Source organism: Kribbella sp. NPDC058693, from assembly GCF_042715335.1.
Lineage (GTDB): Bacteria > Actinomycetota > Actinomycetes > Propionibacteriales > Kribbellaceae > Kribbella > Kribbella jiaozuonensis.
This window is the reverse complement of the sequence record NZ_JBHXSQ010000002.1, coordinates 1,265,198-1,291,644: the sequence shown is the minus strand read 5'-3', so window position 1 is coordinate 1,291,644 and position 26,447 is coordinate 1,265,198. Positions and strand designations below refer to the sequence as shown.

Below are 26,447 nucleotides of genomic sequence, written 5' to 3'. Positions count from 1 at the left end.
AGGAATGTCAGTGAACATCAGTAGAAGGGGCGTGCTCGGCGGACTCGCTGCGGCCCCGGTCCTTTACGGCTTCGGCTCGGCCACCACCGCTGTCGCCACGACACCGCGGCCCGGTGCCGGCGCCGATCTGGAGCGGGGAGCAGAGAGGCGGTTCAACGCCCCGCTGCTCACCCCGGGAACCCGGCTGGTGCTACCGCCAGGCGTCAAGGCTGTGCCGATCTGGGATTACTACCGCCGTCCACGTCTCGCCTCGGCGGTGTCTGTCTGGCCGCGGATGACGGCAACCGACGGCACCACGGTCGACGCGTCGGTCGTGCCCGAGCGCGGCGCTCCCACCCGGATCGCGATGCTGAGCGGGTTCACGGAGGGCTGGTACGAGCTCGTCCATACGAGCGGACGGGCAGACCGCGTGACGTGGGACGCCGGCAAGCTTCCGTTCCTCTGGTTCTACGGCGAGTTCGGTGCCACCACGGTCGCGCCGTACCACGACGTGTTCTACACGGTCGCGTTGCAGCCGTTCTCCCGCATCCCATACCCACGCAACAGCTTGGCCGGCTAGGAGCCTCATGTCTCACCACTTCGATTACCCGACAGACGAAACACTCGACATCACCGACGCCTTCTGCTTCGCCGGCGCCGGCGACCTCATCGACGATGTCCTGGCCCCGCGCACGGTCTTCGGGATCAACACCTCGCCGCTCGAGGGCGAGCCCTGGAACCCGGACGGCTACTACGAGCTGAAGATCGACACCAATCACGACTACGTCGAGGACATCACGTTCCGGGCGACGTTCCCGATCGGCGCCGACGGCTCGCAGTACGTGCAGGTGGAGCAGCTCACCGGTCGCGCGGCGACCGACCGCACTGCCAGGGGCACGATCATCACGCCCCGCCACGCTCCCGTCGGGGAGGTCGTCGAGTGCCGCGGCGGTATCAAACTCTTCGCCGGAACACGCCTCGATCCGTTCTACAACTTCATCCCGTTCCCGGTCGCGACGGCGGAAGCGCTTGCCGCCGGCACCTTTCCGGACTTCGACGCGCTGCGGCCGGCCACCGACTCGTTCGCGAACTCGACCGTCAGGTCCTTCGTGCTCGAGGTGCCGGTCAAACTCACGGGCCGCCGTCCGGTGAACTTCTGGGGGACTACGGCGTACTTCGACGAGGGGCACCGGACCTGGGTCCAGCTCCAGCGCGCGGCCGCGCCCAACATGACGACGTTCTTCGACTTCGCCGGTGGCTCGGCAAAGGTTGCCAACTACAACAGCACAGCCCCGACGATCGACCTCGTGGGCCGGCCCCGGCACCCTGCGACCGACCCCGCCAAGGGAATCTGGGGTCAGGTGCGGGACAACATCGCAGCGGTCGTCGAGGCCGGTGGAACGTACGGCGATCCGCCGCACAAGTTCCCCACCGCGCTCGCCTACGGTGCCTGGGCGGCAGACAAGCTGCTCCCGAACGTGATCACGTTCACTCCTGGCACCGTCGCGCTCTGGGACCCCTGGTTCGACAGCGAGAACGGCAAGGGCATCGTCGAGGACATTGCGTCCAACGTCATCAAGATGATCGTGAACCAGGATTTCTCCTCGGGACTCAAACCCGCGCCGATCCTCGACTACTTCCCCTACCTCGCCACGCCGCCGGCCGGCTGATCTTGACGTCCACGCGATTCGGCCTCGACCGGCGCGACCGGCGCTCGCTCGGCGCGATGACCGTCTTCATCGTGCTTCTGCACGTGATCGGGTTCGGCGTTCTGTTCGGGTTCGTAATGCCGCAGCACTACCACCTCGGCGGCGACCGACCGGTGTTCACCATCGGCGTCGGACTGCTCGCGTACACGTTCGGACTCCGGCACGCCTTCGACGCCGACCACATCGCGGCAGTGGACAACACGACCCGCAAACTGCTTGCCGACAACGCCGACCGGCGGGCGTCCGGCGTACCGGAGGAGGAGATTCGCAAACCGCTCTCGGTCGGGTTCTGGTTCTCGCTCGGCCATTCGACCATCGTCTTCGCGCTGGCTCTCGTGCTGTCGCTCGGCGTGAAGGCGTTGGCCGGGCCGGTCGAGAACGGCAACTCGATGCTGCATTCGGTCACCGGAATCATCGGTGCGTCCGTCTCCGGCGTCTTTCTCTGGGTGCTCGGAATCCTCAACCTCGGTGTGCTCGTGGGCATCGTCAAGGTGTTCCGGCAGATGCGTACCGGCGTCTATAACGAGCAGCAGCTCGAGGAGCAACTGAACAAGCGCGGCTTCATGAATCGCGTCCTCGGCAGTCTGACGACATCTGTCCGCAAGGCCCGGCACATCTACCCGATCGGCGTCCTGTTCGGTCTCGGCTTCGACACCGCGACCGAAGTCGGTCTTCTCGTCCTTGCCGGGGGCGTCGCCGCGTTCCACCTGCCGTTCTACTCGATCCTCGTCCTGCCCGTCCTCTTCGCCGCAGGCATGTGTCTGATGGACAGCACCGATGGCGTGTTCATGAACGCCGCCTACAGCTGGGCCTTCGCAAAGCCGGTCCGGAAGGTGTTCTACAACATCACCATCACCGGAATCTCCGTCGCGGTCGCCCTGGCAATCGGCACGATCGAACTGATCGGCGTCGTCGCCGACCGGGCCCACCTCACCAGTGGGCCGTTGGCCGCGATCGCCCGCATCCCACTCGACTACGCCGGCTACGGCGTCGCCGGACTGTTCCTCGCGGCCTGGGTGGTAGCACTCGCGGTCTGGAAGTACGGCCACATCGAAGAGAAGTGGGCAACTGCCCTCAGGGACGGCTGAGGAGTCTGGTGAGGCCGTATTCGAAGCGGGTATCGAAGGAGTCGTCGAGGAGTAGGGCGGGGCCGACCTTGGCGAGGGCCGGGTAGGCGCCCGAGGACAGTAGGTCGTCCGCGTTCCCGTGCAGGTTGTCGGACGGCGTCTGCTCCTCCTGCGTCAGGCCGATCGTGAAGTAGACGATTGCCCAGCACAGCCGGGCCGCGTCGGCCTCGGTGTACCCGGCTTCGAGCAGGCTGCCGACGATGACTTCGGCGACCCGCAGCGTCTTGCCGGTGCCGGTGAACGTGCCGGCGACGAGCCGGCCGCCGTCGCGGTGCGCGAGCATTGCGGCCCGGTAGCGGCGTGCGACGACCGCAACGCGTTCGACCGGATCGGTCCCGAGGTCGTCGACCGCGACCTCTCCGACGATCGTGTCCGCCATCGTCTCGATCAGCGCGAACTTCGTCTTCACCTGCCAGCTCACCGAGTTGAGGTGCGCGTCGAGCCGGCGCGCGACTCCGCGGAGCGAGAGCCGCTCGAGGCCCTCCTCCTCCAGCACCGCGAACGCGGCCTCGATCACGTCGCCCTGGGTCAGCCGCATGACGCCATCGTACAAATCCGGGTCATGCGCCGAACGCCTCCTGCGACACGCCGTCCCACGCTTCCCACTCGGCGATCCGTCGCGCGTACTCCGCCTTGATCACCGGCAGCGGCCCGGGCCCGAAGAAGATCCGCAGCGGCGGCTCCTCCGCGTCGACGACCTGCAGGATCGCGGCCCGGGTCGCGGCCGGGTCGCCGCGCTTCCCGGCCGGTCGTGCCATCGCCGACCGGAAGGCGTCGTACTGCGGAAGGCGCTCGGCGTGGACGGCGGACGGCCCGGCCCAGTCGGTCGCGTATCCGGCCGGCTCGACCAGCGTGACCGAGATCCCGAAGCCCTTGACCTCCGCGGCCAGGCTGTCGGTGAACCCCTCCAGCCCGAACTTCGACGCGTGGTACAGCCCGAGCCCCGGCAGCGCGAACACACCGGCGATCGACGACACCTGAATCACATGACCGTTGCCCTGGGCCCGCATCTGCGGCAGGACCGCCTGGGTCACCCACAACGGCCCGAGCAGATTGACGTCGAGCTGCGCCCGCGCCTGCTCCTCGTCCACCTCTTCGACCATCCCGAACAACCCGTACCCGGCGTTGTTCACCACGACATCGATGCGCCCGAACCGATCGACCACCGCCCGTACGGCGTCCGCGACGGCGGCGCGGTCCGTGACGTCCAGCTTCAACGGCAGTACGGCGTCGCCGTACTTGTTCACTAGTTCGTCGAACACGCCTGTCGACCGGCTCGACACCGCGACGCGGTCACCGCGCTCCAGCGCCGCCTCGGCCCACTCGCGCCCGAACCCCTTGGACGCACCTGTGATGAACCAGATCTTCATCGCAAACACTCCCTCTCTTGTGCACTGACCAAGAAACTCTAACTTGGTCACTGCACAAGAATCAAGGAGGAGTTCAGGTCAGCGATGGTGGTTGAGGAAAGTGGTGAGTTCTGTGAGGTACTGCGGGCGGTTGTCGCGGTGGACTGAGTGGCCCGCGTTGGGGATGTGTACCGACCGGAAGTCGCCGGCCGCTGCTTCGGCGCAGCGCTTTGCGTAGGCGTCGGAGATCAGTGAGCCGCGTTCGGTGTCGCCGTGGATTAGGAGGACTGGGCAAGTGATCGCAGTCAGCAGGTCGGTCAGAGGGTTGGCCTTCAAGAAGGGGTGGTCGAACAGGTGCGGGTCGACCTGCGCCTTCGAGGTGGCCCACGGCTCGAGTTCGTCTTCCGGCCAGTCGGGGTTGTCGGCTCGGCCTCGTGCGATCCGTGAGGGGAGGTCGAGCGCACGGAGGTCCGCGAGCCAGGGCGGCATGGCCACCGGTTCGTCCGGTTCGGCGGCAGGTCCCCCTCCGGGCGGCGGGTCCTCGAGTACAACGGCACGGACCAGGTCCGGTCTCGCGGCGGCCAGATAGGCGGCGGTCATCGCGCCCATCGAGTGGCCGACGACGATCATCCCGCCCTCGCGGGGCTGGTCCGACAGGACGAGCGCGGCGTCGTCGCCGAGTTGGGGGTAGTTGACGGGGCCGGGTGGGAGGGCGGAGTTGCCGTGGCCGCGGGCGTCTATGGCTAGGGCTTGGATGTCGGGAAGGTTGGCGAGGAGGGGTTCCCAGCATCGGGCGGAGTCGGAGAAGCCGTGGAGGAAGGTGACGTCGGCGGGCGACTCGTTGGTGCGGTACCAGGCCAGATGGGCTGCTTTACCTCGCACGGTGAACATGGTTGGGGACATTAGCGCAGTGCGACGATGAGGTCATGAGTTTTGCCAGCCAGGGCAGTGTGACCACGCCTGTGCTCGAGATCGGGTACGAGGCGGCGGGGGAGCCGGGCGGTGACCCGGTGATTCTGCTGCACGGTTTTCCGTACGACGTGCGCGCGTACGACGAAGTCGCAGCTGAGCTCGCGGCGAGCGGGCGGTATGTGCTCGCGCCCTACCTGCGTGGCTACGGCCCGACGAGGTTTCGCGACGCGGGGACGCTGCGGTCCGGGCAGCAGGCGGCGATCGGTCAGGACCTGCTGGACTTCATGGACGCGCTCGGGATCGAGCGGGCCGTGGTTGCGGGGTACGACTGGGGTGGGCGAGCTGCGTGTATTGCCGCAGCGCTATGGCCGGAGCGGATCGCGGGGTTGGTTACCTGCGGGGGATACGCGATCCAGGACATCGCGAGGTCCGGTGAGCCCGCGGCGGCCGAGGACGAGGCGAAGTACTGGTATCAGTACTACTTCCACTCCGAACGTGGCCGGCGTGGCCTGACTCTGAACCGGGATGAGCTGTGCGCGCTGCTGTGGCGCGACTGGTCGCCGAAATGGGCCGACTCCGCGGCTGCTTATCCGGCCACGGCGCCTAGCCTGCACAACCCGGACTTCGTGGACGTGGTGATTCACTCCTACCGGCATCGTTACGGCCTGGTCGAAGGGGATCCGCGCTACGACGCGGTGGAGGAGGCGCTGGCCGCGCTGCCGAAGATTGCCGTGCCGACGGTGATTCTGGTGAGTGAGGCTGATGGTGTGACCGGGCCGGCCGGGCTCGACGACGGGCCGCATTTCAGCGGGCCTTGCAAGACTCGTTCGCTGCCGGATATCGGGCACAACGTGCCGCAGGAGGCGCCGGTTGCTTTCGCCGAGGCGGTTACAGCCCTCGGATGAGGCGGTCGCCCAGGTCGGAGCGGCGGTAGAGGACCGAGCGGCCGTGCCGGGCGGAGATCAGCAGACCGGCGGCGCGGAGGGCTCGTAAGTGCTGGTTGACGGCGGTTGGGGTGACGTTCAGGCGTACGGCGAGTTCGGTCGTCGAGGTTGGTGTTTCGAGCAGGGTCAGCAGGCCGGCCCGGACGCGGCCGACCAGGTCCGCGAGGGCGGTTGGTGGCGTAGCTGACGAGGTTTGCCAGAGGGTGCCCAGGCCACGGGCCGGGTAGATGAGGTGGGGTGGCTCGTCGGGGGAGATGGGGGTGGCGCCTCGGCGGCTGAAGAGAGATGGAGTGAGGGTGAGGCCGCGGCCGGCGGTTGAGGTTCGGTAGGAGAGGTCGCTGCGGAGGCGGATGCGCAGGACGGTGCCGTCGAGGCGGACGTGGGGGTCGACGTCGGCGAACATCGCGGCGAGACCGGCGTTTGCCATGACTCGACCGCGATAGACGATGTCGGCCTCGAGGACCGTTCGCATACGGGTCCAGTACGGCTCGAAGCAGGCGTCCCAATAGTCCTGCAGCACGGCCAATATGCGTCGGAGCACGGTGGCTGGGCGACCTCGAAGCGCCGTCGGCAACCCCAAAGGATGGACGGCGGCGAGGTCCGTCCGTACGACGGCGGCCGGCGTGCTGGTCAGTGCCGAGAGCTCGTCCTCGATACGACCGAGCGGACTGTAAGGGCGGGGAGTGAGGAAGTCCGGCGTCCACAACGCTTCGTTGGTCAGGGCGCGGAGCAGATCGAGGTCGAGGCCGGAACGCGCCGGCTCGATGGCGCGGAGCCAAGGGAGTTGCAGCGGGAACCGGCCAGGGTCGCGCAGGGTCCGTAGGGACAGGACCAGCTCGTGCAGCGGTGAGATCGCGAACCGCACCTCGCCGAGATCGTTGCCGGCGAGTTCGTACTCGATCATGAAGCAAAACACTACATCGTTGGTCCCCGGCAGCGTCCGGATGCGACAACTGTCGGGTGCTTCTCCGTGATCCCGTCGAACGCGCCCTCGCCTCCGCCGTGGCCGCCCTGTCGCTGTCCCGCGGCATGTTCTTCGCCGTCAGCGCGCTCTACTTCACCCGCGGGGTCGGCCTGTCGGCGGCGACCGTCGGGATCGGTCTCACCATTGCGGGAGCGGTCGGCGTGTTGGCCTCGTACGTCGGTGGTCGGCTGAGCGACCGGTACGGCGCAGACCGCCTGCAGCAATGGACGCTGGCCGCGAACGGAGCCTCCCTGCTCGCGTATGCCCTCGCCGACAACGTCGTCAGCTTCATCCTGATCGCGGCGTGCGTCTCGGCCACGCGGGGCCTGCAGAGCACAGCCCAGGTGACCTTGCTGGCCCGGTGGTACGTCGGCCCCGAGCGCGTCACAGTCCGCGCCAGGCTGCGCGTGGTGATGAACGTGTTCATCGGCGGCGGCAGTCTGCTCGCGGGACTCGCGCTGATGGTGGATACGACGTCGGCGTACCGGCTGACGGTGGTGCTCGTCGGGGCAGTCACGATGCTCGGCACAGCCCCGCTGATCGGTCTGCGCAAGCGGGTGGAGGGTCTGGCCGAGCGGATGGAAGCCGCCAACACGGCTGCGACCTCCGCCGATGGACGCTCCCCGCTGCGCGATCGGACGTACGTCGCGTCGACGGTCCTCAACGCCATCCTCGCGATCCAGTTCGGGCTGACCTCGGTCGCGATACCGCTCTGGGTCGCGGACCACACGGATGCCCCGACGGTCCTCGTGTCAGCGCTCCTGCTCGTCAACACCGCATACGTTGCTCTGTTTCAGGTCCGCGCGTCCCGCGGTGCTCAGACATTGCGCACCGCCGGGCAGTCGGTGCGGCGAGCGGGCCTCTTCCTGCTGATCGCGTGTCTGCTCTTCGCGACAGCGGGGTACCTCGGTGCCGTAGCGGCAACAGTCGTGCTGCTCCTAGCCGCGCTCGCAGCCTCCGCGGCCGAGACGCAGGGCGAGGCCGGCGGCTGGACGATGGCCTTCGAACTCGCAGACCCCGCCCGCGCCGGCGCCTACCAAGGCCTCAGCCAGACCGGCTACGCAGTCGCCCAGATGTTCAGCCCGGCCGTCGTCACCACCAGCGCGATCGACCACGGTACGCCGGGCTGGATCGCCCTCGGTCTGGTCTTCGCCACCACCGGCGCAGCCACCGCGCTGGTGGCGAACCGTGCGGCCGAGCGGTCATTCGAGCGTGTGTAGGACCGGGATGGTCTGCGGCAGGTCTGTCAGTTCGAGCGCGGCCCGGAGCGGGGAGTCCGGCGGGACGACGACGCGGAGCTCCTGTCGGCTCTGGGTGAGGCGTTCAGCGAGGCGGAAGAGCATCGCGATCCCTGAGCTGTCGAGATAGGCCGTCTCGGTCAGGTCGACGACGATGACGCCCGCGTCGACTGAGGCGACCTGGCTGATGGCATCCCGCACAACGACGGCGTTGGTGAGGTCCACTTCGCCAGAGACCCGCACAACCTGGACGCTATTGCTCATCCAGGCGTCCACTTCGGCGTACGCCGTCATGTCTCGCCCACGACGTTGCGGCGCATGAGGACCGTCGTACCTTCTGGATCGCTGTCGATGTCGACCGAGTCCGACAGCCCGTGGATCAGCGTGAGCCCCAAGCCGCCGCCACGGTCGGCCGGACGCCGCCACCGGCCGTGGTCGCGCACTGTCAGCTCGACGGAGCCGTCCACAAGGCGTGCCTCGATGTGCATGTCACCCGGCGAGGCGCCGTACGCGTGACGTACGACGTTGCTGCACGCCTCTCCGCAGGCGATCGCGATCTCGCCGGCGTCCCGCGCAGTGACACCTGACTCGCGGAGCCAGCGCCGTAACGCGTGCCGGACCTGGTAGAGCATGCGCGCGTCGGCAGGGACGTCGAGCGAGAGCGGCATACCGGCGAGCGCCAACGGCCGGAGCGCCACCAGGGCGATGTCGTCGGCAACCTTGCCGGGTTCCGGCAGGCTCGAGAGGAGATGGTCGCAGAGCGCATCGAGATCGGGCCATTCGGCGTCACCCGCTTCGGCGAGCAGTCGATCGAGGCCGTCCTGGATCGACAGCGTGCGCTTCTCGACCAGCCCGTCGGTGTACATCAGCAAAGTCGCTCCGGGCTGCAACCGCTGCGTCGCTTCGGCATAGTCCCAGTGCGCGAGTACGCCGAGCGGTGGAGCCAGCCCGCCGTCGAGGTACTGCGTGCTCTCATCGTCGATCAAGAGGGCCGGCGGATGTCCGGCGTTCGTGAACCGCACGGTGCCGGTGTCCGGGTCGTACAGGACGTAAAGCAGGGTCACCATCTCGGCCATCGGCAGCTCGCGGGCCAATCCGTGCAACCTGGTCATCACCGCTACCGGTGACGGATCGTGGATGGCGTAGGCCCGCACCGCCATCCTCAGCTGTGTCATGGCTGCCGCGGCCTGGAGTCCGTGGCCGGCAACATCACCGATGACGAGACCTATCAGGCCGTCGCGCAGCTCGATCACGTCGTACCAGTCACCGCCGACATGGAGGTCCGCGGTCGCCGGGACGTATCGGGCGGCCACGACGAGGCCGGGGATGTCGGGCATCCGGTCCGGGAGCAGGCTGCGTTGGAGCGTTTCCGCGATCTGGTGCTCGCGCCGGGTCCTGGCCTCCTCCCGGGTCAACTGCTGCTGGGTCTCCTGCCGCTGGTCGATCTCGCGACGCAGACGGTCGTTGGCTGCCTTCAGCTCCGCGGTACGGTCCCTGACGCGTACTTCGAGGTCGGCAGCCGCGGCCATCAGCGCGCGGGTGAACCCGATCCGCTCGGTCACGAGCGCGGCGAGGAAGAACGAGGTCAGCGCGACGGTGGCGTTGAAGGCCTGAAGGGTCAGCATCTGCGCCAGCAGCGACTTACCCGCGAACGGGCCGAGTCCGCGGGTCGCCGACCAGGTGGCGATCAGGGACGCGATCAGCGCGGCGGGCGCGGCGCCGCGCAACTGCAGACGCCATGAGGCCCAGCCCAACAACGGCAGCACCAGGAACAACAAGGCGACATCGGTGTGCGTCGTCCAGAACACGAGGACGATGGTCAGCGCGAGGATGACCCCGGCTTCGACCCATCGCGCGGCCGGCCACGGCTCGAGCTCGCGGAACAGCGGGATGCAGAGAAGGAACGGGGCGACGGCGAGAACGCCCATTGCGTCACCGGTCCACCACACCGCCCATGCGCCGGCCAGTCCACCGGTGCCCTTCGAGGTCGTGAGCGTGACGGCGCCGATGGTCGCGCTGATCGTCATGCTTGCCAGTGCACCCAGGAAGACGATTGCCAGCGCATCACGCAAGCGGTCCAGTTGGCGGTGGAACCCGATGCGCTCGAGCACGATCGCCGCGACCAGTGGTGCAAGCGTGTTGCCCATTGCGGTCAGCAGCGCGGGCACCGGACCGGTGCTGATCGGCAGATTCACGGCCAGAGCCGCAAGTGCGACGCCCGGCCAGATCCTCCTCCCCAGAATCAGGAAGGCTGCCAGTGCGATGCCGCTGGGCGGCCAGAGCGGCGTCACGTTCCGCTCGACCAGCGACAGGCTCAGGCCCAGACGCGCGCCGAGGTAGTAGGCCGCGCCGACCAGCGCAGCCGCTGCGGCGGTTCGGCCGAGGTCCGCCGGTACGCGCAGCCTGATCGCCCTCGAGGCCCAAGAAGCTCCCGTGCGCCCGCCCATGGCTCATGGGACGCTGCAGAACCGGAGTACGTCAAGCACTGTGCGGGGTCAGGTGCCGGGTCCGGAGGTCGTCCATCAGGGCCTCGATGTAGGCCGGCCCCTCGTCGCGCAGGAGTTGCTGGCGGGCGTAGAGGTCGTTCGTCGCGGGGCGCCAGGTGAGGGACCAGGTCCCCAGCGCGACGAGGATCGGGAGAGTCTGGATGCCCGCCTCGGTGAGGCTGTACTGGGCGCGTTGGCCGCGGGCAGCGGTGCCTCGGGTGAGGAGGCCCGCTTCGACCAGGCGGACGAGGCGGTCGGCGAGGATATTCGAGGCGATGCCTTCGGGGGAGGCGGTGAGCAGGGCGCGGAAGTAGCGGCGGTCGCTGAAGATGACGTCGCGCAGTACGAGCAGCGACCAGCGATCTCCCAGCACCTCGACCGCGGCGTTGATCGGACAGTCCGACCGTGGTTCCACGACTCCTCCTTGACAGCTCTCGGTGTCGCCATAATAGTGATTGCAGATTGCAAGCACTAGTCGGGAAGAGGGGGAAGATGGGTCAGTTCGTGTACGCGATGAACGTGTCCCTCGACCTGCGGATCGAGCAGGTCCCGGGCGACAACGGCGCGGGCGAGTGGCTGCGCATCGACGAGGAGCTGCACCGCGACGCCAACGCGCGGACGCGGGACCTCGCGATGATCGTCCACGGCCGCGTCATGTACGAGGTGATGGAGGAGTACTGGCCGCGGGCGCCCGGCGACGCGTCCCTGCCCGACTTCATGCGTGAGTACGGCGAGATCTGGCTCGCGAAGCCCAAGGTGCTGGTCTCGCGGACCCGCCGGAGCGCCGACTACAACACCCGCATCATCGGCGGAGACGATGCGATCGAGCAGCTCGCCGTACTCCGTGCCGAGACCGAAGGCACGATCGCGGTCGGCGGCGCCGCGCTCGCCACCCAGCTGCTGCGCGCAGGCCTGCTGGACGAGCTGCAGCTGACCACGCATCCCTCGATCCTCGGCTTCGGCCGGCCGTTGTTCGACGACTACGACCTGCCGATCGACCTCGAACTGCTCGACCAGCAGACGTTCAAGTCGGGCGTGACGCTGCACCGCTACGAGATCCGGAAGGAGGCCGACTGATGTTGAGGCAGGTTGCGGACGGCGTGCTGGTCCATCAGAGCGAGCTGCTGCAGAACAACACGGTCGTGGTGCGGGGCGATTCCGGCGTACTGCTCGTCGATCCCGGGTTGACCCGTGCCGAGATGGCCTGTCTCGCGAAGGATCTCGACGGGGAGCCTGTCGTGGCAGGCTTTGCGACGCACCCTGACTGGGATCATGTGCTCTGGTACGCCGACCTCGGATCGGCGCCGCGTTATGGCACGGAGCGGTGCGCGGCTGAGCTTCGAGAGCTGCGGTCGACTGCCGGCTGGGAGACGAGCATCGTCGAGTGGATGCCGCCCGAGATCGTCGACGACGTACCGCTGGACCTGCTCGGCCTCGTCACTGCTCTGCCCGCGGGAGCCACTCGTCTGGATTGGGACGGTCCGCAGGTCCGCGTCATCGAGCACCGGGCACATGCTGCGGGTCATGCGGCGCTGCTGATCGAGGAGCGCGGCGTTCTCGTCGCGGGCGACATGCTGTCGGACCTGTTCATTCCGATGCTCGACATCGGCGGCGAGGCAGATCCGATCGAGGAGTACTTCACAGCGCTGCAGCTGTTCGACGACGTGGCGGACGGTGTCGAGGTCGTCGTACCGGGCCATGGTTCTGCCGGTGGAGCGGACGAGCTGCGCACACGGATCGACCAGGATCGGGCTTATGTGGAGGCCTTGCGGGACGGCCGTGAGGTCGTCGACCCGCGGATCGGCCCGTCGGCCAAGACCGGCTGGGAATGGGTGAGCGACGTACACGCAGGCCAACTCCAACGCCTCGCCCAAAGAAGCTAGCTGGACGTACTGTCGGGAGAAGCGCGTCTCGGGGAGGGGATGAGCGATGGCCGAATCGGTTCCGGGGCGAAGCGCACACCCGCCGATCGCGGACTACGCCTTCCTGTCGGACTGTGAGTCGAACTGCCTGATCGCGCCGAGCGGTGCGGTCGAGTGGATGTGCCTGCCGCGACATGACTCGCCGAGTGTGTTCGGGGCGATTCTCGATCGCGCGGCGGGGAGCTTCCGGCTCGGTCCGTACGGCGTCCAGGTGCCGGCCGCCCGTCGGTACCTGCCGGGCAGCCTGATGCTCGAGACGACGTGGAAGACACCGACCGGCTGGCTGCTCGTCCGTGATTCGCTGGTCATGGGCCCGTGGCACAACATCTCCGAGCGCTCGTCGACGCACCGCCGTACTCCGACCGACTACGACGCCGAGCACTGTTTGCTGCGGACCGTGAAATGCGTGAGTGGCACGGTGGACGTCTCGATGGTCTGCGAGCCGATGTTCGAGTACGGCCGCTGGGCAGCGAGCTGGCAGTACGAGGGGCCTGCCTACGGCGAGGCGGTCGCGACCCGCGCGGACCTGGACGGCGACGTCACCCTGAAGCTCACCACCGATCTTCGCCTCGGTCTGGAAGGTCCGACGGCCCAGGCCCGGACGCGCATGTCGCACGGCGATACGGCGTTCGTGGCGCTCTCGTGGTCGCGCCTACCGGCGCCACGGAGTTGGGCGGAAGCGCTCGAAGCGACGGGCCGTACGGCGGAGTACTGGCGGCAATGGATCAATGTCGGCGTCTTCCCGGATCACCGGTGGAGTCACCACCTGGCGCGCAGCGCTCTCACGTTGAAAGGACTCACCTATGCTCCCACCGGAGCACTGCTCGCCGCGGCGACGACGTCCCTTCCCGAGACGCCGAGGGGTGAGCGGAACTGGGACTACCGCTATTCGTGGATCCGCGACTCCACGTTCGCGCTCTGGGGTCTCTACACGATCGGGCTCGATCGCGAGGCGAACGACTTCTTCTCGTTCCTGACCGAGCTGTGCGGCGGCGATCAGGACATCCAGATCATGTACGGGATCGGCGGCGAGCGTGAACTGCCCGAGCGGACGCTGGATCACCTGAGCGGCTACGAAGGCGCGAGACCGATCCGCGTCGGCAACGCGGCGTACCTCCAGGGTCAGCATGACGTGTGGGGAGCGATCCTCGATTCGCTGTACCTGCACGCCACCTCGCGCGACCAGGTGACCGAAAGCCTGTGGCCGTTCCTCAAGCGGCAGGTCGAGGCGGCGGCGAAGCATTGGCGCGAGCCCGACCAGGGGATGTGGGAATCGCGCGGTGAACCGCAGCACTTCACCTCGTCCAAGCTGATGTGCTGGGTGGCGATGAGTCGCGGCGCGAGGCTGGCCCGGCTGCACGACGAGCCCGGATTCGCCGAGGACTGGGAAGCGGTCGCCGACGAGATCCGCAACGACATCTGTGCCAACGGCGTCGACGACCGGGGAGTGTTCGTCCAGCGGTACGGCGCGACCACGCTCGACGCCTCGCTGTTGCTGCTGCCACTGCTCCGGTTCCTACCCGCTGACGATCCGCGGGTTCGTGCCACCGTGCGAGCGATCGCCGACGAACTGACGGAGGACGGTCTGGTACTGCGCTACCGCGTCTCGGAGACCGATGACGGTATGCACGGCCGTGAGGGGACGTTCGCGATCTGCTCGTTCTGGCTGGTGTCCGCGCTCGTCGAGATCGGGGAAATCGCCGAGGCCACCGCACTCTGCGAGAAGCTCCTGTCGTACGCGAGCCCACTCGGTCTGTACGCCGAGGAGATCGACCCGGTCAGCGGACGCCACCTCGGCAACTTCCCGCAAGCCTTCACCCACCTCGCGCTGATCAACGCGATCACGCACATCATTCGCGCGGAGGAAGCCGACGGCAGCAGAGCCTTTGGCGCAATGAGCGACCCGGGGTTCGGCTCGGTGGATCACTGAGGCGAGCCGTTGGCCCGTGGCATGACGGTTGCTGTGTGAGCCGAGACGCGGCTCCGGAACCGGACTGCCGGGTGGATGGAGAGTTTGATGAGCGACGCGTTCGACGGGCGGAAGCTGGTCGTTGTCGGGGGAAGCAGTGGGATGGGGCGGCAGACGGCCGCCGACGTCGTGGCCGGTGGCGGCAGCGCGGTGATCATCGGCCGCGACGAGAGCAAGGTCGACCGGACGGTGATGGAGCTGGCCGCGAATGGTCGGGCCTGGGGGATCACGGCCGATCTGGCCGACCGTGAGCAGGTCGCCGACGTACAGAAACAACTGGCGGCCGAGCACGCCGACGCGACGTTGCTGGTCAACGCGGCCGGGATCTTCAGCCCGAACCCGTTCCTCCAGCACGACGGCGCCTTCTACGACTCGTACCAGGAGATCAATCGCGCGATCTTCTTCCTGACCCAGACCGTCGTACGCGGCATGGTCGACGCCGGCCAGGGCGGCGCGATCGTGAACGTCGGCAGCATGTGGGCGCATCAAGCGCTCGCGGCCACTCCGGCGAGCGCGTACTCGATGGCCAAGGCCGGTCTGCATGCGTTGACCCACAACCTGGCGATCGAGCTGGCCGAGCACGGGATCCGGGTCAACGCGGTTGCCCCGGCGGTGGTCGCGACGCCGATCTTCGAAGCCTTCATCCCGCCGGAGAAGGTGGCCGAGACCCTCGAGAGCTTCGCCGGCCTGCACCCGCTCGGCCGGGTCGGGACGGCCGAGGATCTGGCGTCGGCGATCACGTTCCTGCTGTCCGGTGAGGCGAGCTGGATCACCGGCGCGATCCTGAACGTGGACGGCGGCGTCATGGCAGGTCGCAACTGATGCCTGCGCCGGCGTGGGACCGGGTGACGGCTGCCGAGGTGGAGCGCGCGCTCGCGGAGTACGACCGGCTCGGGGCCAAGGCCTTCTTCGCCGAGCACGGCTTCGCGCCGACGACGACGTACGAACTCGTCTGGGAGGAACGCACGTACCCGCCGAAGGCGGTGCTGGGGACGGCCTACGAGTTCGCGACCGGGCAGCGACTGGCCTCGGCCGATTTCGAGGGCGGCAGGTCGGGCGCCGTCAAGGTGCTCGGCGCACTGGGATTCACCGTCCGCCCGATCAGCAAAGGACAATGAACATGCCTCGAGCCGGCAACGGTGATTCGGTCGCTCGCGAGGACATCGCGGCGGCCGTCACCGCGGGTCGCCTGGAGTATGCCGACGGGGCGACGCAGGTCTTCGAACGTAACGGGGCCACCACCTACACCGAGAACGGCCAGGCAACGCGGGGCGAGTGGTACGTCGACGATCGCGGCCGGTTCTGCTCGTTCTGGCCGCCGTCGTACCGGGCGTGCTACCTCCTGCACTGGCTGGTCGCGGACGACCTGATCGTGGGGCTGACATTCGTGGACCCGAGCGGGCGATCACGGTTCGAAGGGCGCTACCGCTAGCCGCCGGCCACGTCGGGTGCCAGTTTGCGGAGCAGGGCGCGTCGGGACGAGATGCCGAACTTCTCGAAGACCTTGTGCAGGTGGTACTCGACGGTGCGCGGACTGAGGAACAGACGTTCGCCGATCTCCGGATTCGTCAGGCCCTGCCCGGCCAGCGCGGCGATGCTCGTCTCCTGCGGGGTGAGCTGGGCCCGGTGATCCACGATGCGACGCCGGGCCCGGTCGCCGGTGGCGAGGTACTCGCGGTGCGCCCGCTCGGTGAAGGCAGTGGCACCGGCGGCGGCGAGCCGATCGCGTGCGGCCTTGAGCTGGACCCTTGCGTCGACGCGTCGGCCCTCGCGCCGCAGCCATTCGCCGTACACGAGTTGGGTTCGGGCCAGGTGGACGACGACACGGGTCCGGGTCAGGTGATCGATGGCTTGCTGGTACAGGCGCTCTGCCTCGGGACCGTCGGTCAACAAGGCGCGGGAACGTGCTTCGAAACCGAGCGCCCAGTCGGTGCCGACCGCACGCGCTCGTTCGGCCAACGTCTCCAGCGCGGATTCCGCGGCCCTGGACTGCCCGCTCCGCGCGGCGGCCTCAATGAGCTCGGTCAGGCCCCAGCCGTACAGGACGAGCTCGTCCTCCGCCACCACGTCGCGCGCGGCCGCGAGCGCTACGTCGTACCGTCCCAAGCCGTTGGCCAGCACCGCGGCCGAGAGAGCGGCCGTGGTGAACACGATGCCTTCGCCTCGCTCCATCGCATCCTGGCGAGCAGCCTCGATCTGTGGGAGCGCGACCTCTTCGGCGCCACGCCATCCGGCCAGTAGGAGTGCGCCGCACGGGAAGCCGGGACCACGGCTCGACGTGGTCAGTGCGTCGATGCGATCGACCAGGTGCTGCGCGGTGTCGAAGTTGCCGAAGTGGATCTCAGCCAGGCAGCGGTTGGTCAGCGCGTACGGCAGTTTCATCAGCGAGCCGGTCTCCCGCGCGAGGTCCACCGTGCGCGAGGTCAGCTCGTCCCACAGGTCGTCGTCCCACAGATCCGCGGCGATCCGGGCGCCGATCCCGAGCCACCGCTTACTCGCGTGCTGGCTCGCAACGGCGCGTACCGCCGGTCTCAGCAGGTGATGGCTCGCCGCGAACCCGGTGGCGAGGCGGGCGGTGAGACCGACGAGAAGATCCCGGGTCGTTCCGTCGCACGTCCAGTCGGTGGGGGTCCTGCGAGCGAAGGCCGCTGTACCCGGCCCGAGCCGTCCCGCGTAGGTCGACGCGACCAGTGCCTCCAGAAATCCTTCACAGGCCAGCGGCTCGTTCGCCCGGCGCAGTTCCTCTGCGGCCCGCAGCATCTGCTCGACGGCCGGGCCGTTGCGCTTGTCGACGAACGCCAACCGGGCATGCTGCTGATCGAGACTGCGGCGGACCCGTCCGTCGAGCCGACCGAGTTCGGCGGCGGCAAGCAGCTGGACGGCGGCCGGAGCCGAGCCGATGTCGAACTTCGCCGCCGCAGCGGCCAGCAGTCGCGCCGAGCGTACGTCGGCATCGCCGGTCAGCAGGGCGGATCGCTCAAGGAACGCGGCCTCGCCGGCTCGGCCGCACCTCCGACGAGCGTCCGCCGCGCAGCGCTCGAGCTCTGTCGCCAGCTGGTCGTCCGGGCCTATCGTCGCCATGGCGAGGTGCCATGCGCGGCGATCGCGGGCGACGATCGCGTCCGTCGCGGTCGCCAGAGCACCGTGGACCTCGTCGCGCTCCGAGCTCGTGGCGAGGCAATACACCGCGGACCGGAGCGCAGGGTCCACGAACAGGACTCTCGTATCGCGCCGAAGCCAGCCCTGATCCTGAAGAATCCTGGGCACCTGACGGACGAGACCGAGGACGTCCGCAGCCCTCCACTGGAGTGCTGGGTCGCCGGTCAGGTCGGCTGCCGCCAGGATCAGCGCCAGGCGCTCGGCACGCGCGAGGTTCGCCATCCGCTCGTCGAGACCCCCGGTGTCCGCGCCGGCGCAGAAGACGCCGTAGCCGCCGGCGAAGTCCGGCGACATCACCCCGTCCACCGCCGCGATGATGTCGCGTGGGTTGCCGCGAGCTTCGGCGACGATCCGGCTGAGCACCGCCTCGTCGACACCGCCGTACGACGCCGTACACAGCAGGGCACGTCCGTCGGCATCGCTCAGCCCGGTCAGTCGCACGGTCGGGAACTGTGCGAAGTCGTCGTCCTCGGCAGGGGTCGCGAGGACGACCGCGATCGGGTGGGCGTCGATCCGTCGTAATGCGAAGGCGAGTGCCCGCGAGGTCGCGGCGTCGAGCCAGTGCGCGTCGTCGATCAGGACCAGCGCCGGACGCTCCTTCGCGACCGCGATCAGCAGTGCGAGTGTGGCAAGTCCGATGAGGTACGGGTCGGACCGTCCTTCGGCGACTCCGAAGGCGGCCTCGACGGCGGCACGCTGGGGGGAGTCGAGCGAGGTGAGGTCGGCGTGCAGCGTCGTACAGAGCTGTTGGAGACCGGCGAACGGCATGGCTCCCTCGGACTCCACACCACGGGTCCGGACGAGTTCCATTCCCCGAGCGCCGGCTGCGAGGTCGAGCACTGCGCTGCGGCCGATTCCTGGCTCACCACGCACGACCACGATCCGGCCCTGTCCGGACCGGGCGCTGCGGAATTCGTCCTCCAGGCGCCGCTGGACATCCGATCGTCCGATGAGTGATGGGCTCACCGTCGCAGCATGTCCTGAGCGGTCGGCACGCGGACCCGTGGTGGCCACGGGTTCCGCCACGGGACGCTAGCCGGACTGGCTGGTCCCGACCTGCACCTGGCTGGTCTGTGCCTTCAGCGAGGGCAACTCGTGCCTACAATTTCGGCGATCGCGGAGTACTGAGCGGGGTACTGAGTGGATGGCGGCGCGTTCTGGTGTTGCAGGGTCGGCGCGACGAGAGTGAGCTGCTCGGTCGTCTCATCGAGGCGATCCGGGCAGGTCAGGGCCGCAGCCTGGTGCTGACGGGCGAGCCGGGGGTGGGTAAGACCGCGCTGCTCGACCGCCTCGCCGCACGGGCGACGGACTGCCAGGTCGTGCGGATGACCGCGATCCAGTCCGAGATGGAGCTCGCGTTCGCGGGTCTGCATCAGTTGTGCAGCCCGATGCTGGGTCACCTCGACGCGCTCGCGGAGCCCCAGCGCAAGGCTCTCAGCACGATCTTCGGGCTGCGGTTCGGGGATCCGCCGGACCGGTTCCTGGTCGGACTGGCGACGCTCAACCTGCTGGCGGAGGTGGCGCGTGATCAGCCGCTGGTGTGCGTGATCGACGACGCGCACTGGCTCGACCACGCCTCGTTGCAGGCGCTGACCTTCGCCGCTCGACGCATGGTCGCCGAGCCGATCGCGGTCGTGTTCGCAGTACGGAAGGGACAGCTGACCGGCGACTTCGACGGCATCGCGACACTGCAGGTCGACGGGCTCGGGGACCACGATGCCCGCGTCCTGCTGAAGTCCGTGCTGCCGGGGCCGGTGGACGAGCGCGTCGTCGACCGGATCGTCGCCGAGGCCGGCGGCATCCCGCTCGCCCTGCTCGAGTTGCCGTCGGGACTGACGTCGGCACAGCTGGCATCGGGGTTCGGGCCGCAAGGCGGCGGGACGGCGCCGGCCACGATCGAGGACTCGTACGCCCGAAGCTTCGCCGAGCTGCCGGCGGACGCCCGGCGGCTGCTGGTGCTCGCGGCGGCGGAGCCGATCGGTGACCCGGTCCTGCTGTGGCGCGCGGCCTCAACTCTGGGGATCGACGTCATGGTGGCGAGGAGCGCTGAGGCTTCCGGCCTGGTGCAGTTCGGAACCAGGATTCAGTTCCGGCATCCGCTGGTGCGGTCCGCGATCTACCGGTCCGCGCCGGCCGAAGACCTCCGCGTCGTCCATGCCGCGCTGGCGGCGGCGACCGATCCGGCCGTCGATCCGGACCGCCGGGCCTGGCACCGATCCCAGGCCGTCTCGGGACCCGATGAGAAGGTCGCGATTGAGCTCGAGCGATCGGCCGAGCGTGCGCAGGCCCGCGGCGGTCTCGCTGCTGCGGCTGCGTTCCTGGACCGGGCTGTCGAGCTTTCCGCCGACGCCGATCAGCGCACCCAGCGTGCGATCGCTGCCGCTCGTGCCCACCACCAGGCGGGGGAGCCGGACCAGGCCATGCGATTGCTGTCGGCAGCCGAGACGGGACCGCTCGACGATGCCGAGGGCGCGCAACTGGACCTGCTCAGGGCTCAGATCGCGTTCACGCTACACCGGGACGGCGAAGCTCCCCGGCTGCTGCTGCGAGCGGCGCAGCGGTTGACGGCGACCGACGTCCGGCTGGCGCGGGAGACCTACTTGGACGCGATCCTGGCCGCGATGTTCGCCGGAGACTTCGCCGGCCGCGACTGCCTGCGAGACGCGGCCGAGGCGGCGAAGGGCGCGCCCGCGCCCGACGTTCCCGGGCTGCCGAACGACGTACTGCTCGATGCCTTGGCGATCCGTTTCACCGACGGATATGTGCCGGCTGTGCCGTTGCTGCGGCAGGCGCTGGCGGCGTACGGGGACACCGAGCTCACTCCGGAGTCGTTGCGCTGGTTCTGGCTGGCTCGCATCACGGCCGGGCATCTGTGGGACGAACAGACGATCGACAACGGCCGGCATCTGGAACTCGCTCGGGCACTCGGCGCAGTGGAGACATTGCCGCTGGCGTTGAGTGTCCGCATCGGCGGGTTGGTACTCAGCGGCGAGCTCGGCGACGCCGCGGATCTGGTCGACGAGCTGAAGATCGTACTGGCTGCGACCGGGCTGCCGGCGGCGCCGTACGGCGATCTGCTCCTGGCGGCCTGGCAAGGAGACGAGCAGCGCGCCCGGGAGCTGATCAAGCACGCCGAGGCGGAGGCGCGGTACCGCGGTGAGGGCTTCCTGCTGATCATCGCCGGGATGGCATCGGCCGTGCTCAACAACGGCCTCGGTCAGTACGCCGAGGCGTACGACGCGGCCGCCCGGGCCGCTGAGCAACCTCCGCTGATGGCCGTCGAACCCTGGGCGGTCCTGGCCGAACTCGTCGAGGCAGCGACCCGGATCGACGAGGACCAGGCTGCGGAGGCGGCGCTGGCCCGGCTGGCCGAGACGACCCAGGCCACCGGGTCGGCGTGGGGACTCGGCGTCGAAGCCCGGTGCCGGGCGCTGGTGTCGAAGGACGACACAGCGGACGAGCTGTATCGCGTTGCCATCGAGCGACTGGCCGCGACCAGGATCCGCGGTGAACTCGCGCGGGCCCATCTGTTGTACGGGGAGTGGTTGCGTCGGCAGGGCCGTCGCGGCGAGGCGCGCGATCAGCTGCGGACCGCCCACGATTTGTTCGTCGCGATGGGAATGCGTGCGTTCCTCAGCCGGGCCTCGGCCGAGCTGCGCGCGACGGGCGAGCTGGTGCGTACGGCGTACCCGGAGCCTCCGAGCGTTCTGACCCGCCAGGAGACGCAGATCGCGCGGCTGGTCGCGGAGGGTCTGTCCAACGCCGACATCGCGGCCCGCCTGTTCCTCAGCCCGCGGACGGTCGAATGGCATTTGAGCAAGGTGTTCGCCAAACTGCAGCTGACGTCGCGCCGTCAGTTGCGGACCGTGCAGCTGCCGACGCCTGACTGACCGGTCCGGGGGTGTGGCCCGTGGTCGGACCGGGGGTTCCTACTGAACCGGAGTACGCCGGACCGGCAGCAGACTGCAGCCATGGCAAGCAACGTGCGTGAATTCGATGTGATCGTGATTGGTTCGGGACCGATCGGGCAGACGCTCGCGGACAAGGTCCGCGCCGGCGGTCTGACCGTGGCGGTGGTGGAGCGCGAACTCGTCGGTGGCGAATGCTCCTACTGGGCCTGCATCCCGAGCAAGGCGATGCTCCGGCCGGTCGTCGCGGTCACCGAAGCGCAGCACGTCGACGGAGCTCGCGAAGCGGTGACCGGGCCGATCGACGCGGAGGCAGTTTTCGGCCGCCGGGACCGCTACGTGACGAGCCTCGACGACACCGGCCAGGCCAACTGGGTGAAGAGCATCGGGGCGACGCTGGTCCGGGGTCACGGCCGGCTCGAAGGACCACGTCGCGTCGCCGTGACCACCCCGGGCGACGAGGTGGTGGTGCTGACCGCGCGGCAGGCGGTGGCGATCTGCACCGGAAGTGTCGCCGCGATGCCGGACGTGCCGGGCATCGCCGAGGCTCGCCCGTGGACGAACCGTCGGGGGACCGACAGCAGTAAGGTGCCCGCCCGCTTGGCTGTTGTCGGCGGCGGCCCGGTCGGGGTCGAGCTGGCGACTGCGTGGAACGGACTTGGGTCGGCCGTGACTCTGTTCGACCGGGAGCAGCGACTGTTGCCGCGAATGGAGCCGTTCGCCGGTGAACTGGTCGCTGAAGGGCTGACAGAAGCGGGCGTGACGGTGCGGGCGGAGGTCACCCTGGAATCCCTGCGGCGTCCGGTCGCCGATGGTCCGGTGACGGTGACACTCGACGACGGCAGCAAGCACGAGGTCGACGAGGTGCTGTTCGCGATCGGCCGTACGCCGTTGACCGCCGACATCGGGCTGGAGACCGTGGACCTGGCGGCCGGGTCGTGGCTGGATGTGGACGACACCTGCCGGGTGCGGGGCGCCGACGGCTGGTTGTTCGCGCTCGGCGATGTCAATCACCGGGCGTTGCTGACGCACCAGGGCAAGTACCAGGCTCGCATCGCCGCACAGGTGATCCTTGACCAGGCAGCGGGTCGGTCCGTGGACGAGGCCACGGCGTGGGGAGTCCACGTGGCGAGCGCGGATCGATCAGCTGTCCCGCAGGTCGTCTTCACGTCGCCGGAGGCCGCGGCCGTCGGTAGGACTGCCGAGGAAGCAGAGGCCGAGGGGTTCCGGTTCAAGGTCGTCGATATCGACCTGGGCGTGACGGTGGCGGGCGCGAATCTCTATGCGGACGGCTATCGCGGCCGGGCCCGGATGGTCGTGGACGAGGACACCCGGTGCCTGCTCGGGGTGACGTTCGTCGGTCCGGGTGTCACCGAGCTCCTGCACTCGGCGACGATCGCGATCGTCGGTCAGGTCCCGATCGAGCGGCTGTGGCACGCCGTACCGTCGTTCCCGACGATCAGCGAGACCTGGCTCCGCCTGCTCGAGGCGTACCAGAACTGACGATCCGCCCTGGGGGTACGCATGGCGAGAGCAGCGATACCAGGGCGACTGACCTGGCAGCACGCCACCGTGGTGGAGACGACGTTCGAGACGCCGCAGGTGAAGAACATCGCGTTGACCGTGCCGGGGTGGACCGGACACCGGGCCGGCCAGCATGTCGACGTACGGCTGACCGGACCGGACGGATACCAGGCGGAGCGGTGCTACTCGATCGCGTCGTCTCCCGAAGACGGCTATGTGGTACTCAGCATCGAGCGACTCGACGACGGCGAGGTCTCGCCATTCCTGGTCGACGAGCTCCGGGTAGACGATCAGATCGAACTCCGCGGACCGGTCGGCGGGTACTTCGTCTGGGACGAGCCGCTCGGCGGACCGCTCTTCCTCGTGGCCGACGGCTCCGGGCTGGCTCCGCTCCGGGCGATGATGCGGCATCATCGCGCGACCCGCAGCGAGGTTCCGGTCCGGGCGTTGTGCTCGGCCGACTCGCTGGAGGCGCTGCTCTATCGCGACGAGCTGATGGAGCTTGCGGCATGCGACCCGTTCGACATCTCGATCACGCTGACCCGGGAACAACCGAGCGCCTGGCGTGGCTATCACCGCGGGATCGACAGCGACCTGCTGGCCGAGGTCGCGTGGCCGCCGGAGGATCGCTCGTTGGCGTACATCTGCGGACCGACCGCGTTCGTCGAGACCGCCGCGGCCGCGCTCGTCGCCCTGGGCCACGATCCGGCCCGGATCAGGACCGAACGCTTCGGCGGACCCCGGCAGGTACTGCTTCGGGAGACTTAGTCCGCCCGGGGTGAGGTGTGCCGACTAGTCCGGAGGGAGGGTACGGGTAGTCCGGGAGGAGGGGCCATGAAGGACTATCCGTTGATCGCGAACCACGGCCTGATCGGTGATCTGCAGACGGCGGCGCTCGTCAGTACGGACGGGTCGGTCGACTGGTTCTGTACGCCGCGGTTCGACTCGCCGAGTGTCTTCGGAGCGCTGCTGGACCACGAGCGAGGCGGTCACTTCCGGATCCGCCCGGCGGGCGGCACGGTCGACACCAAGCAGCTCTACTTCCCGGGTACGGCGATCCTCATCACCAGGTTCATGACCGAGGCGGGCGTCGGTGAGGTCATCGACTTCATGCCGACGACGAGCAGCACGACCGCGACCGACAATCATCGGATCGTGCGGCTGCTTCGCTGCGTCCGCGGCCGGGCGACGTTCGAGCTCGACATCGCGCCGCGGTTCGACTACGGCCGCAAGGCTCATCAGTGGCACATGACCGAACACGGCGGTGTCTGTACCAGCGACGGCTCGACGTTGACCTTCCACGTCGTACGGGAGCCGAACGACGTCCACCTGGTGCAGCCGCGAGTGGACGACGCCGGCGACGTACAGGTCTCGTTCACCCTCGAAGCCGGACAGTTGCGCGGTCTGATGCTCGAGACCGCGGCCGACGGACCGCCGCGCGAGGTTCGCGTCGCCGAGGCGCAGCAAATGCTCGACGAGACGGCCAAGTTCTGGCGGACCTGGCTGACTCAGTCGACGTACACAGGTCGCTGGCGCGAGATGCTCGAACGCTCCGCGATCACGCTGAAGCTGATGACCTACGCGCCGAGCGGCGGCCTGGTGGCGGCGCCTACGGCTGCGTTGCCGGAGCAGATCGGCGGCGAGCGGAACTGGGACTACCGCTACACCTGGATCCGCGACGCGTCGTTCTCCATCCATGCGCTGCTTCGGCTGGGATTCACCGAGGAGGCGACCGCGTTCGCAGGCTGGATGCGGGATCGCCTGCAGGAGAAGGCGGGCGGTGCCAGCGGTCCGCTGAACATCATGTACCGCGTGGACGGCTCCTCCGACCTCACCGAAGAGCAACTGGACCACTGGGAGGGCTACCGCGGCTCCCGGCCGGTGCACATCGGCAACGGTGCCGCCGGTCAACTCCAGCTCGACATCTACGGCGAAGCGCTCGACAGCCTGTACCTCGGCGACCAGCGCGGCCTCACCGTCGGCCACCCGGGCTGGGTCGCGGTCAGGGACCTGCTCGACTGGCTCATCGACAACTGGGACCAGCCGGAGGAAGGTATCTGGGAGACGAGGGGCGGCCGGAAGGACTTCACCTACGGCCGGGTGATGTGCTGGACCGCGTTCGACCGGGCGATCCGGCTCGCGACCAAGCGATCGCGGCCGGCACCGCTGGACCGCTGGGTCCAGGCTCGCGACGCGATCTACGACCAGGTGATGGCGCGCGGATGGGACCCGGAACGCGGTGCCTTCGTGCAGCAGTACGGCAGCAAGGTGCTCGACTCGTCCTTGTTGCGAATGCCGACCGTCGACTTCGTCGCGCCCGAAGATCCGCTCTGGCTCTCGACGCTACGGGCGATGGACTCGGAGCTCGTCACCGACAGCCTGGTCTACCGCTACAACCCCGAGGCGTCACCGGACGGCCTCCGCGGGTCCGAGGGCACCTTCTCGCTGTGCACGTTCATGTACGTCGACGCGCTCGCCAAGGCCGGCCGGATCGAAGAGGCCAGGCTCACCTTCGAGAAGATGCTCACCTACGCCAACCACCTGGGCCTGTACTCCGAGGAGATCGCCCTGAGCGGCGAGCAGATCGGCAACTTCCCGCAGGCCTTCACCCATCTCGCGCTGATCGACGCGGCGATGACCCTGGACGGCCAGCTCGACCGGCGGGGTTCATCCCTGCGGGGTGAGGCGCAGTTGCGCTGACGCGGGCCAGCATGCAGGCACGATCCGCCGCGGATTCCGGCGGCGGCCGGTGTGGGAGGAGATGTCACGATGGCTGCGAAGGCTCACGGGTCGACGATGGCCGGCTTCGTCGTGTTCGCTGGCACGATGCTGATGGTGATCGCCTTGATCAACATCTTCGAGGGACTGCTCGCCATCTTCTCCGACGAGGAGTTGGTGCTGACGCGGAACAACCTGATCGTCGTGGACGTGACCGGCTGGGGCTGGACGCTGGTGATCTCCGGGCTGATCCTGTTCGCCGTCGGCGCCGGCCTGCTGCTGATGCAGACCTGGGCCAGGATCGTGGGCATCGTGGTGGTCGGCCTCCACCTCGTCTCGCAGATCGCGTGGCTCGGTGCGTACCCGGTCTGGTCGCTGTTGATGATCGCGCTCGACGTCGCCGTACTGTTCGCGCTCACGGTCAAGTGGTCCGACGTACGCGGACGGATCGGCGGGGATCGAGGCACCACGGCCGACCGCGAGCGGGCCCGGGTGGCAGCAGCCGAGCAACGCATGCCACCCCTGGTGTGAAGTGCTGA

24 protein-coding genes are annotated in these 26,447 nt (G+C 68.6%); 16 read left to right on the top strand and 8 right to left on the bottom strand.

Annotation, left to right across the window (positions count from 1 at the left end; translation table 11 throughout):
- Nucleotides 1-10 precede the first annotated feature (10 nt).
- The 3 genes from ACFWUU_RS15785 to ACFWUU_RS15775 are packed head-to-tail and all read left to right on the top strand — an operon-like array spanning nucleotide 11 to nucleotide 2,776.
- Nucleotides 11-559, top strand: coding sequence for a hypothetical protein (locus ACFWUU_RS15785; protein WP_380176234.1), 549 nt, complete (start codon nucleotides 11-13; stop codon nucleotides 557-559).
- Nucleotides 560-566: 7 nt separating this feature from the next.
- On the top strand, nucleotides 567-1,649 hold the full coding sequence (locus ACFWUU_RS15780; protein ID WP_380176232.1) for a hypothetical protein: 1,083 nt from the start codon (nucleotides 567-569) through the stop codon (nucleotides 1,647-1,649).
- Nucleotides 1,650-1,705: 56 nt separating this feature from the next.
- On the top strand, nucleotides 1,706-2,776 hold the full coding sequence (locus ACFWUU_RS15775; RefSeq protein ID WP_380176230.1) for a HoxN/HupN/NixA family nickel/cobalt transporter: 1,071 nt from the start codon (nucleotides 1,706-1,708) through the stop codon (nucleotides 2,774-2,776).
- On the opposite strand, the gene ACFWUU_RS15770 is transcribed toward ACFWUU_RS15775, so the two are convergent.
- The 3 genes from ACFWUU_RS15770 to ACFWUU_RS15760 form a co-directional block, all read right to left on the bottom strand.
- Entirely contained in the window at nucleotides 2,763-3,353 is a 591-nt protein-coding gene (locus ACFWUU_RS15770) for a TetR/AcrR family transcriptional regulator (RefSeq protein WP_380176228.1), read from the bottom strand. The two genes, ACFWUU_RS15775 and ACFWUU_RS15770, sit on opposite strands and share 14 nt — an antisense overlap.
- Nucleotides 3,354-3,375: 22 nt before the next feature.
- The gene (locus tag ACFWUU_RS15765) at nucleotides 3,376-4,185 is read right to left on the bottom strand and encodes an SDR family NAD(P)-dependent oxidoreductase (RefSeq protein WP_380176226.1); all 810 of its coding nucleotides are present in this window, start codon (nucleotides 4,183-4,185) and stop codon (nucleotides 3,376-3,378) included.
- A gap of 78 nt (nucleotides 4,186-4,263) precedes the next feature.
- Nucleotides 4,264-5,055, bottom strand: a complete 792-nt coding sequence (locus ACFWUU_RS15760; protein WP_380176224.1) for an alpha/beta fold hydrolase — start codon at nucleotides 5,053-5,055, stop codon at nucleotides 4,264-4,266.
- A gap of 35 nt (nucleotides 5,056-5,090) precedes the next feature.
- Here ACFWUU_RS15760 and ACFWUU_RS15755 point away from each other — a divergent pair, with 35 nt between their 5' ends.
- On the top strand, nucleotides 5,091-5,981 hold the full coding sequence (locus tag ACFWUU_RS15755; protein WP_380176222.1) for an alpha/beta fold hydrolase: 891 nt from the start codon (nucleotides 5,091-5,093) through the stop codon (nucleotides 5,979-5,981).
- Here ACFWUU_RS15755 and ACFWUU_RS15750 read toward each other — a convergent pair.
- On the bottom strand, nucleotides 5,965-6,924 hold the full coding sequence (locus ACFWUU_RS15750; RefSeq protein WP_380176220.1) for a DUF5937 family protein: 960 nt from the start codon (nucleotides 6,922-6,924) through the stop codon (nucleotides 5,965-5,967). The genes ACFWUU_RS15755 and ACFWUU_RS15750 overlap by 17 nt on opposite strands.
- A gap of 56 nt (nucleotides 6,925-6,980) precedes the next feature.
- Between ACFWUU_RS15750 and ACFWUU_RS15745 the strand changes: the two genes are divergently transcribed.
- The gene (locus tag ACFWUU_RS15745; protein ID WP_380176218.1) at nucleotides 6,981-8,204 is read left to right on the top strand and encodes an MFS transporter; all 1,224 of its coding nucleotides are present in this window, start codon (nucleotides 6,981-6,983) and stop codon (nucleotides 8,202-8,204) included.
- Here the strand turns inward: ACFWUU_RS15745 and ACFWUU_RS15740 are convergent.
- The 3 genes from ACFWUU_RS15740 to ACFWUU_RS15730 are packed head-to-tail and all read right to left on the bottom strand — an operon-like array spanning nucleotide 8,187 to nucleotide 11,123.
- Nucleotides 8,187-8,465, bottom strand: coding sequence for an STAS domain-containing protein (locus ACFWUU_RS15740; protein WP_380176216.1), 279 nt, complete (start codon nucleotides 8,463-8,465; stop codon nucleotides 8,187-8,189). The two genes, ACFWUU_RS15745 and ACFWUU_RS15740, sit on opposite strands and share 18 nt — an antisense overlap.
- Before the next feature lie 47 nt (nucleotides 8,466-8,512).
- Nucleotides 8,513-10,669 (bottom strand): SpoIIE family protein phosphatase, encoded by a 2,157-nt coding sequence (locus ACFWUU_RS15735; RefSeq protein WP_380176214.1) that lies wholly within the window; start codon nucleotides 10,667-10,669, stop codon nucleotides 8,513-8,515.
- A gap of 31 nt (nucleotides 10,670-10,700) precedes the next feature.
- A complete protein-coding gene (locus tag ACFWUU_RS15730) occupies nucleotides 10,701-11,123 on the bottom strand; it encodes a winged helix-turn-helix transcriptional regulator (RefSeq protein ID WP_380176212.1) in 423 nt (140 codons plus the stop codon).
- Nucleotides 11,124-11,200: 77 nt separating this feature from the next.
- On the opposite strand from ACFWUU_RS15730, the gene ACFWUU_RS15725 reads away from it, so the two are divergent.
- From ACFWUU_RS15725 to ACFWUU_RS15700, 6 genes are all read left to right on the top strand, one after another.
- The gene (locus ACFWUU_RS15725) at nucleotides 11,201-11,785 is read left to right on the top strand and encodes a dihydrofolate reductase family protein (protein ID WP_380176210.1); all 585 of its coding nucleotides are present in this window, start codon (nucleotides 11,201-11,203) and stop codon (nucleotides 11,783-11,785) included.
- Nucleotides 11,785-12,591 carry an MBL fold metallo-hydrolase gene (locus ACFWUU_RS15720; protein ID WP_380176208.1) on the top strand — a complete coding sequence of 269 codons (807 nt, stop codon included), beginning with the start codon at nucleotides 11,785-11,787 and terminating at the stop codon, nucleotides 12,589-12,591. Before ACFWUU_RS15725 ends, ACFWUU_RS15720 begins: the two co-directional genes overlap by 1 nt.
- A 46-nt stretch (nucleotides 12,592-12,637) precedes the next feature.
- On the top strand, nucleotides 12,638-14,560 hold the full coding sequence (locus ACFWUU_RS15715) for a glycoside hydrolase family 15 protein (RefSeq protein ID WP_380176206.1): 1,923 nt from the start codon (nucleotides 12,638-12,640) through the stop codon (nucleotides 14,558-14,560).
- Between the two features lie 87 nt (nucleotides 14,561-14,647).
- Nucleotides 14,648-15,421 carry an SDR family NAD(P)-dependent oxidoreductase gene (locus ACFWUU_RS15710; RefSeq protein ID WP_380176204.1) on the top strand — a complete coding sequence of 258 codons (774 nt, stop codon included), beginning with the start codon at nucleotides 14,648-14,650 and terminating at the stop codon, nucleotides 15,419-15,421.
- Nucleotides 15,421-15,717 (top strand): hypothetical protein, encoded by a 297-nt coding sequence (locus ACFWUU_RS15705; protein ID WP_137255101.1) that lies wholly within the window; start codon nucleotides 15,421-15,423, stop codon nucleotides 15,715-15,717. The genes ACFWUU_RS15710 and ACFWUU_RS15705 overlap by 1 nt, the downstream gene beginning before the upstream one ends.
- Before the next feature lie 2 nt (nucleotides 15,718-15,719).
- Nucleotides 15,720-16,031: a hypothetical protein gene (locus ACFWUU_RS15700; RefSeq protein ID WP_380176203.1), complete on the top strand. Its 312-nt coding sequence runs from the start codon at nucleotides 15,720-15,722 to the stop codon at nucleotides 16,029-16,031.
- On the opposite strand, the gene ACFWUU_RS15695 is transcribed toward ACFWUU_RS15700, so the two are convergent.
- Nucleotides 16,028-18,724 (bottom strand): AAA family ATPase, encoded by a 2,697-nt coding sequence (locus tag ACFWUU_RS15695; protein ID WP_380176201.1) that lies wholly within the window; start codon nucleotides 18,722-18,724, stop codon nucleotides 16,028-16,030. The two genes, ACFWUU_RS15700 and ACFWUU_RS15695, sit on opposite strands and share 4 nt — an antisense overlap.
- Nucleotides 18,725-18,918: 194 nt before the next feature.
- On the opposite strand from ACFWUU_RS15695, the gene ACFWUU_RS15690 reads away from it, so the two are divergent.
- From ACFWUU_RS15690 to ACFWUU_RS15670, 5 genes are all read left to right on the top strand, one after another.
- Entirely contained in the window at nucleotides 18,919-21,648 is a 2,730-nt protein-coding gene (locus tag ACFWUU_RS15690) for an ATP-binding protein (RefSeq protein WP_380176199.1), read from the top strand.
- An 81-nt stretch (nucleotides 21,649-21,729) separates the two neighbouring features.
- On the top strand, nucleotides 21,730-23,169 hold the full coding sequence (locus tag ACFWUU_RS15685) for a dihydrolipoyl dehydrogenase family protein (RefSeq protein WP_380176197.1): 1,440 nt from the start codon (nucleotides 21,730-21,732) through the stop codon (nucleotides 23,167-23,169).
- Nucleotides 23,170-23,190: 21 nt separating this feature from the next.
- The gene (locus ACFWUU_RS15680; RefSeq protein ID WP_380176195.1) at nucleotides 23,191-23,958 is read left to right on the top strand and encodes a ferredoxin reductase; all 768 of its coding nucleotides are present in this window, start codon (nucleotides 23,191-23,193) and stop codon (nucleotides 23,956-23,958) included.
- 66 nt (nucleotides 23,959-24,024) lie between these two features.
- A complete protein-coding gene (locus ACFWUU_RS15675) occupies nucleotides 24,025-25,890 on the top strand; it encodes a glycoside hydrolase family 15 protein (protein ID WP_380176193.1) in 1,866 nt (621 codons plus the stop codon).
- A 69-nt stretch (nucleotides 25,891-25,959) separates the two neighbouring features.
- Nucleotides 25,960-26,439 (top strand): hypothetical protein, encoded by a 480-nt coding sequence (locus ACFWUU_RS15670; protein ID WP_380176191.1) that lies wholly within the window; start codon nucleotides 25,960-25,962, stop codon nucleotides 26,437-26,439.
- The last annotated feature ends 8 nt before the right edge of the window (nucleotides 26,440-26,447 follow it).

Coding starts and splice junctions, on each gene's coding strand:
- ACFWUU_RS15775 (WP_380176230.1), top strand. CDS start 1,706: ATGACCGTCTTCATCGTGCTTCTGCACGTGATCGGGTTCGGCGTTCTG.
- ACFWUU_RS15710 (WP_380176204.1), top strand. CDS start 14,648: ATGAGCGACGCGTTCGACGGGCGGAAGCTGGTCGTTGTCGGGGGAAGC.
- ACFWUU_RS15705 (WP_137255101.1), top strand. CDS start 15,421: ATGCCTGCGCCGGCGTGGGACCGGGTGACGGCTGCCGAGGTGGAGCGC.
- ACFWUU_RS15755 (WP_380176222.1), top strand. CDS start 5,091: ATGAGTTTTGCCAGCCAGGGCAGTGTGACCACGCCTGTGCTCGAGATC.
- ACFWUU_RS15720 (WP_380176208.1), top strand. CDS start 11,785: ATGTTGAGGCAGGTTGCGGACGGCGTGCTGGTCCATCAGAGCGAGCTG.
- ACFWUU_RS15750 (WP_380176220.1), bottom strand. CDS start 6,924: ATGATCGAGTACGAACTCGCCGGCAACGATCTCGGCGAGGTGCGGTTC.
- ACFWUU_RS15670 (WP_380176191.1), top strand. CDS start 25,960: ATGGCTGCGAAGGCTCACGGGTCGACGATGGCCGGCTTCGTCGTGTTC.
- ACFWUU_RS15715 (WP_380176206.1), top strand. CDS start 12,638: ATGGCCGAATCGGTTCCGGGGCGAAGCGCACACCCGCCGATCGCGGAC.
- ACFWUU_RS15685 (WP_380176197.1), top strand. CDS start 21,730: ATGGCAAGCAACGTGCGTGAATTCGATGTGATCGTGATTGGTTCGGGA.
- ACFWUU_RS15765 (WP_380176226.1), bottom strand. CDS start 4,185: ATGAAGATCTGGTTCATCACAGGTGCGTCCAAGGGGTTCGGGCGCGAG.
- ACFWUU_RS15700 (WP_380176203.1), top strand. CDS start 15,720: ATGCCTCGAGCCGGCAACGGTGATTCGGTCGCTCGCGAGGACATCGCG.
- ACFWUU_RS15680 (WP_380176195.1), top strand. CDS start 23,191: ATGGCGAGAGCAGCGATACCAGGGCGACTGACCTGGCAGCACGCCACC.
- ACFWUU_RS15735 (WP_380176214.1), bottom strand. CDS start 10,669: ATGGGCGGGCGCACGGGAGCTTCTTGGGCCTCGAGGGCGATCAGGCTG.
- ACFWUU_RS15770 (WP_380176228.1), bottom strand. CDS start 3,353: ATGCGGCTGACCCAGGGCGACGTGATCGAGGCCGCGTTCGCGGTGCTG.
- ACFWUU_RS15780 (WP_380176232.1), top strand. CDS start 567: ATGTCTCACCACTTCGATTACCCGACAGACGAAACACTCGACATCACC.
- ACFWUU_RS15725 (WP_380176210.1), top strand. CDS start 11,201: ATGGGTCAGTTCGTGTACGCGATGAACGTGTCCCTCGACCTGCGGATC.
- ACFWUU_RS15760 (WP_380176224.1), bottom strand. CDS start 5,055: ATGTTCACCGTGCGAGGTAAAGCAGCCCATCTGGCCTGGTACCGCACC.
- ACFWUU_RS15675 (WP_380176193.1), top strand. CDS start 24,025: ATGAAGGACTATCCGTTGATCGCGAACCACGGCCTGATCGGTGATCTG.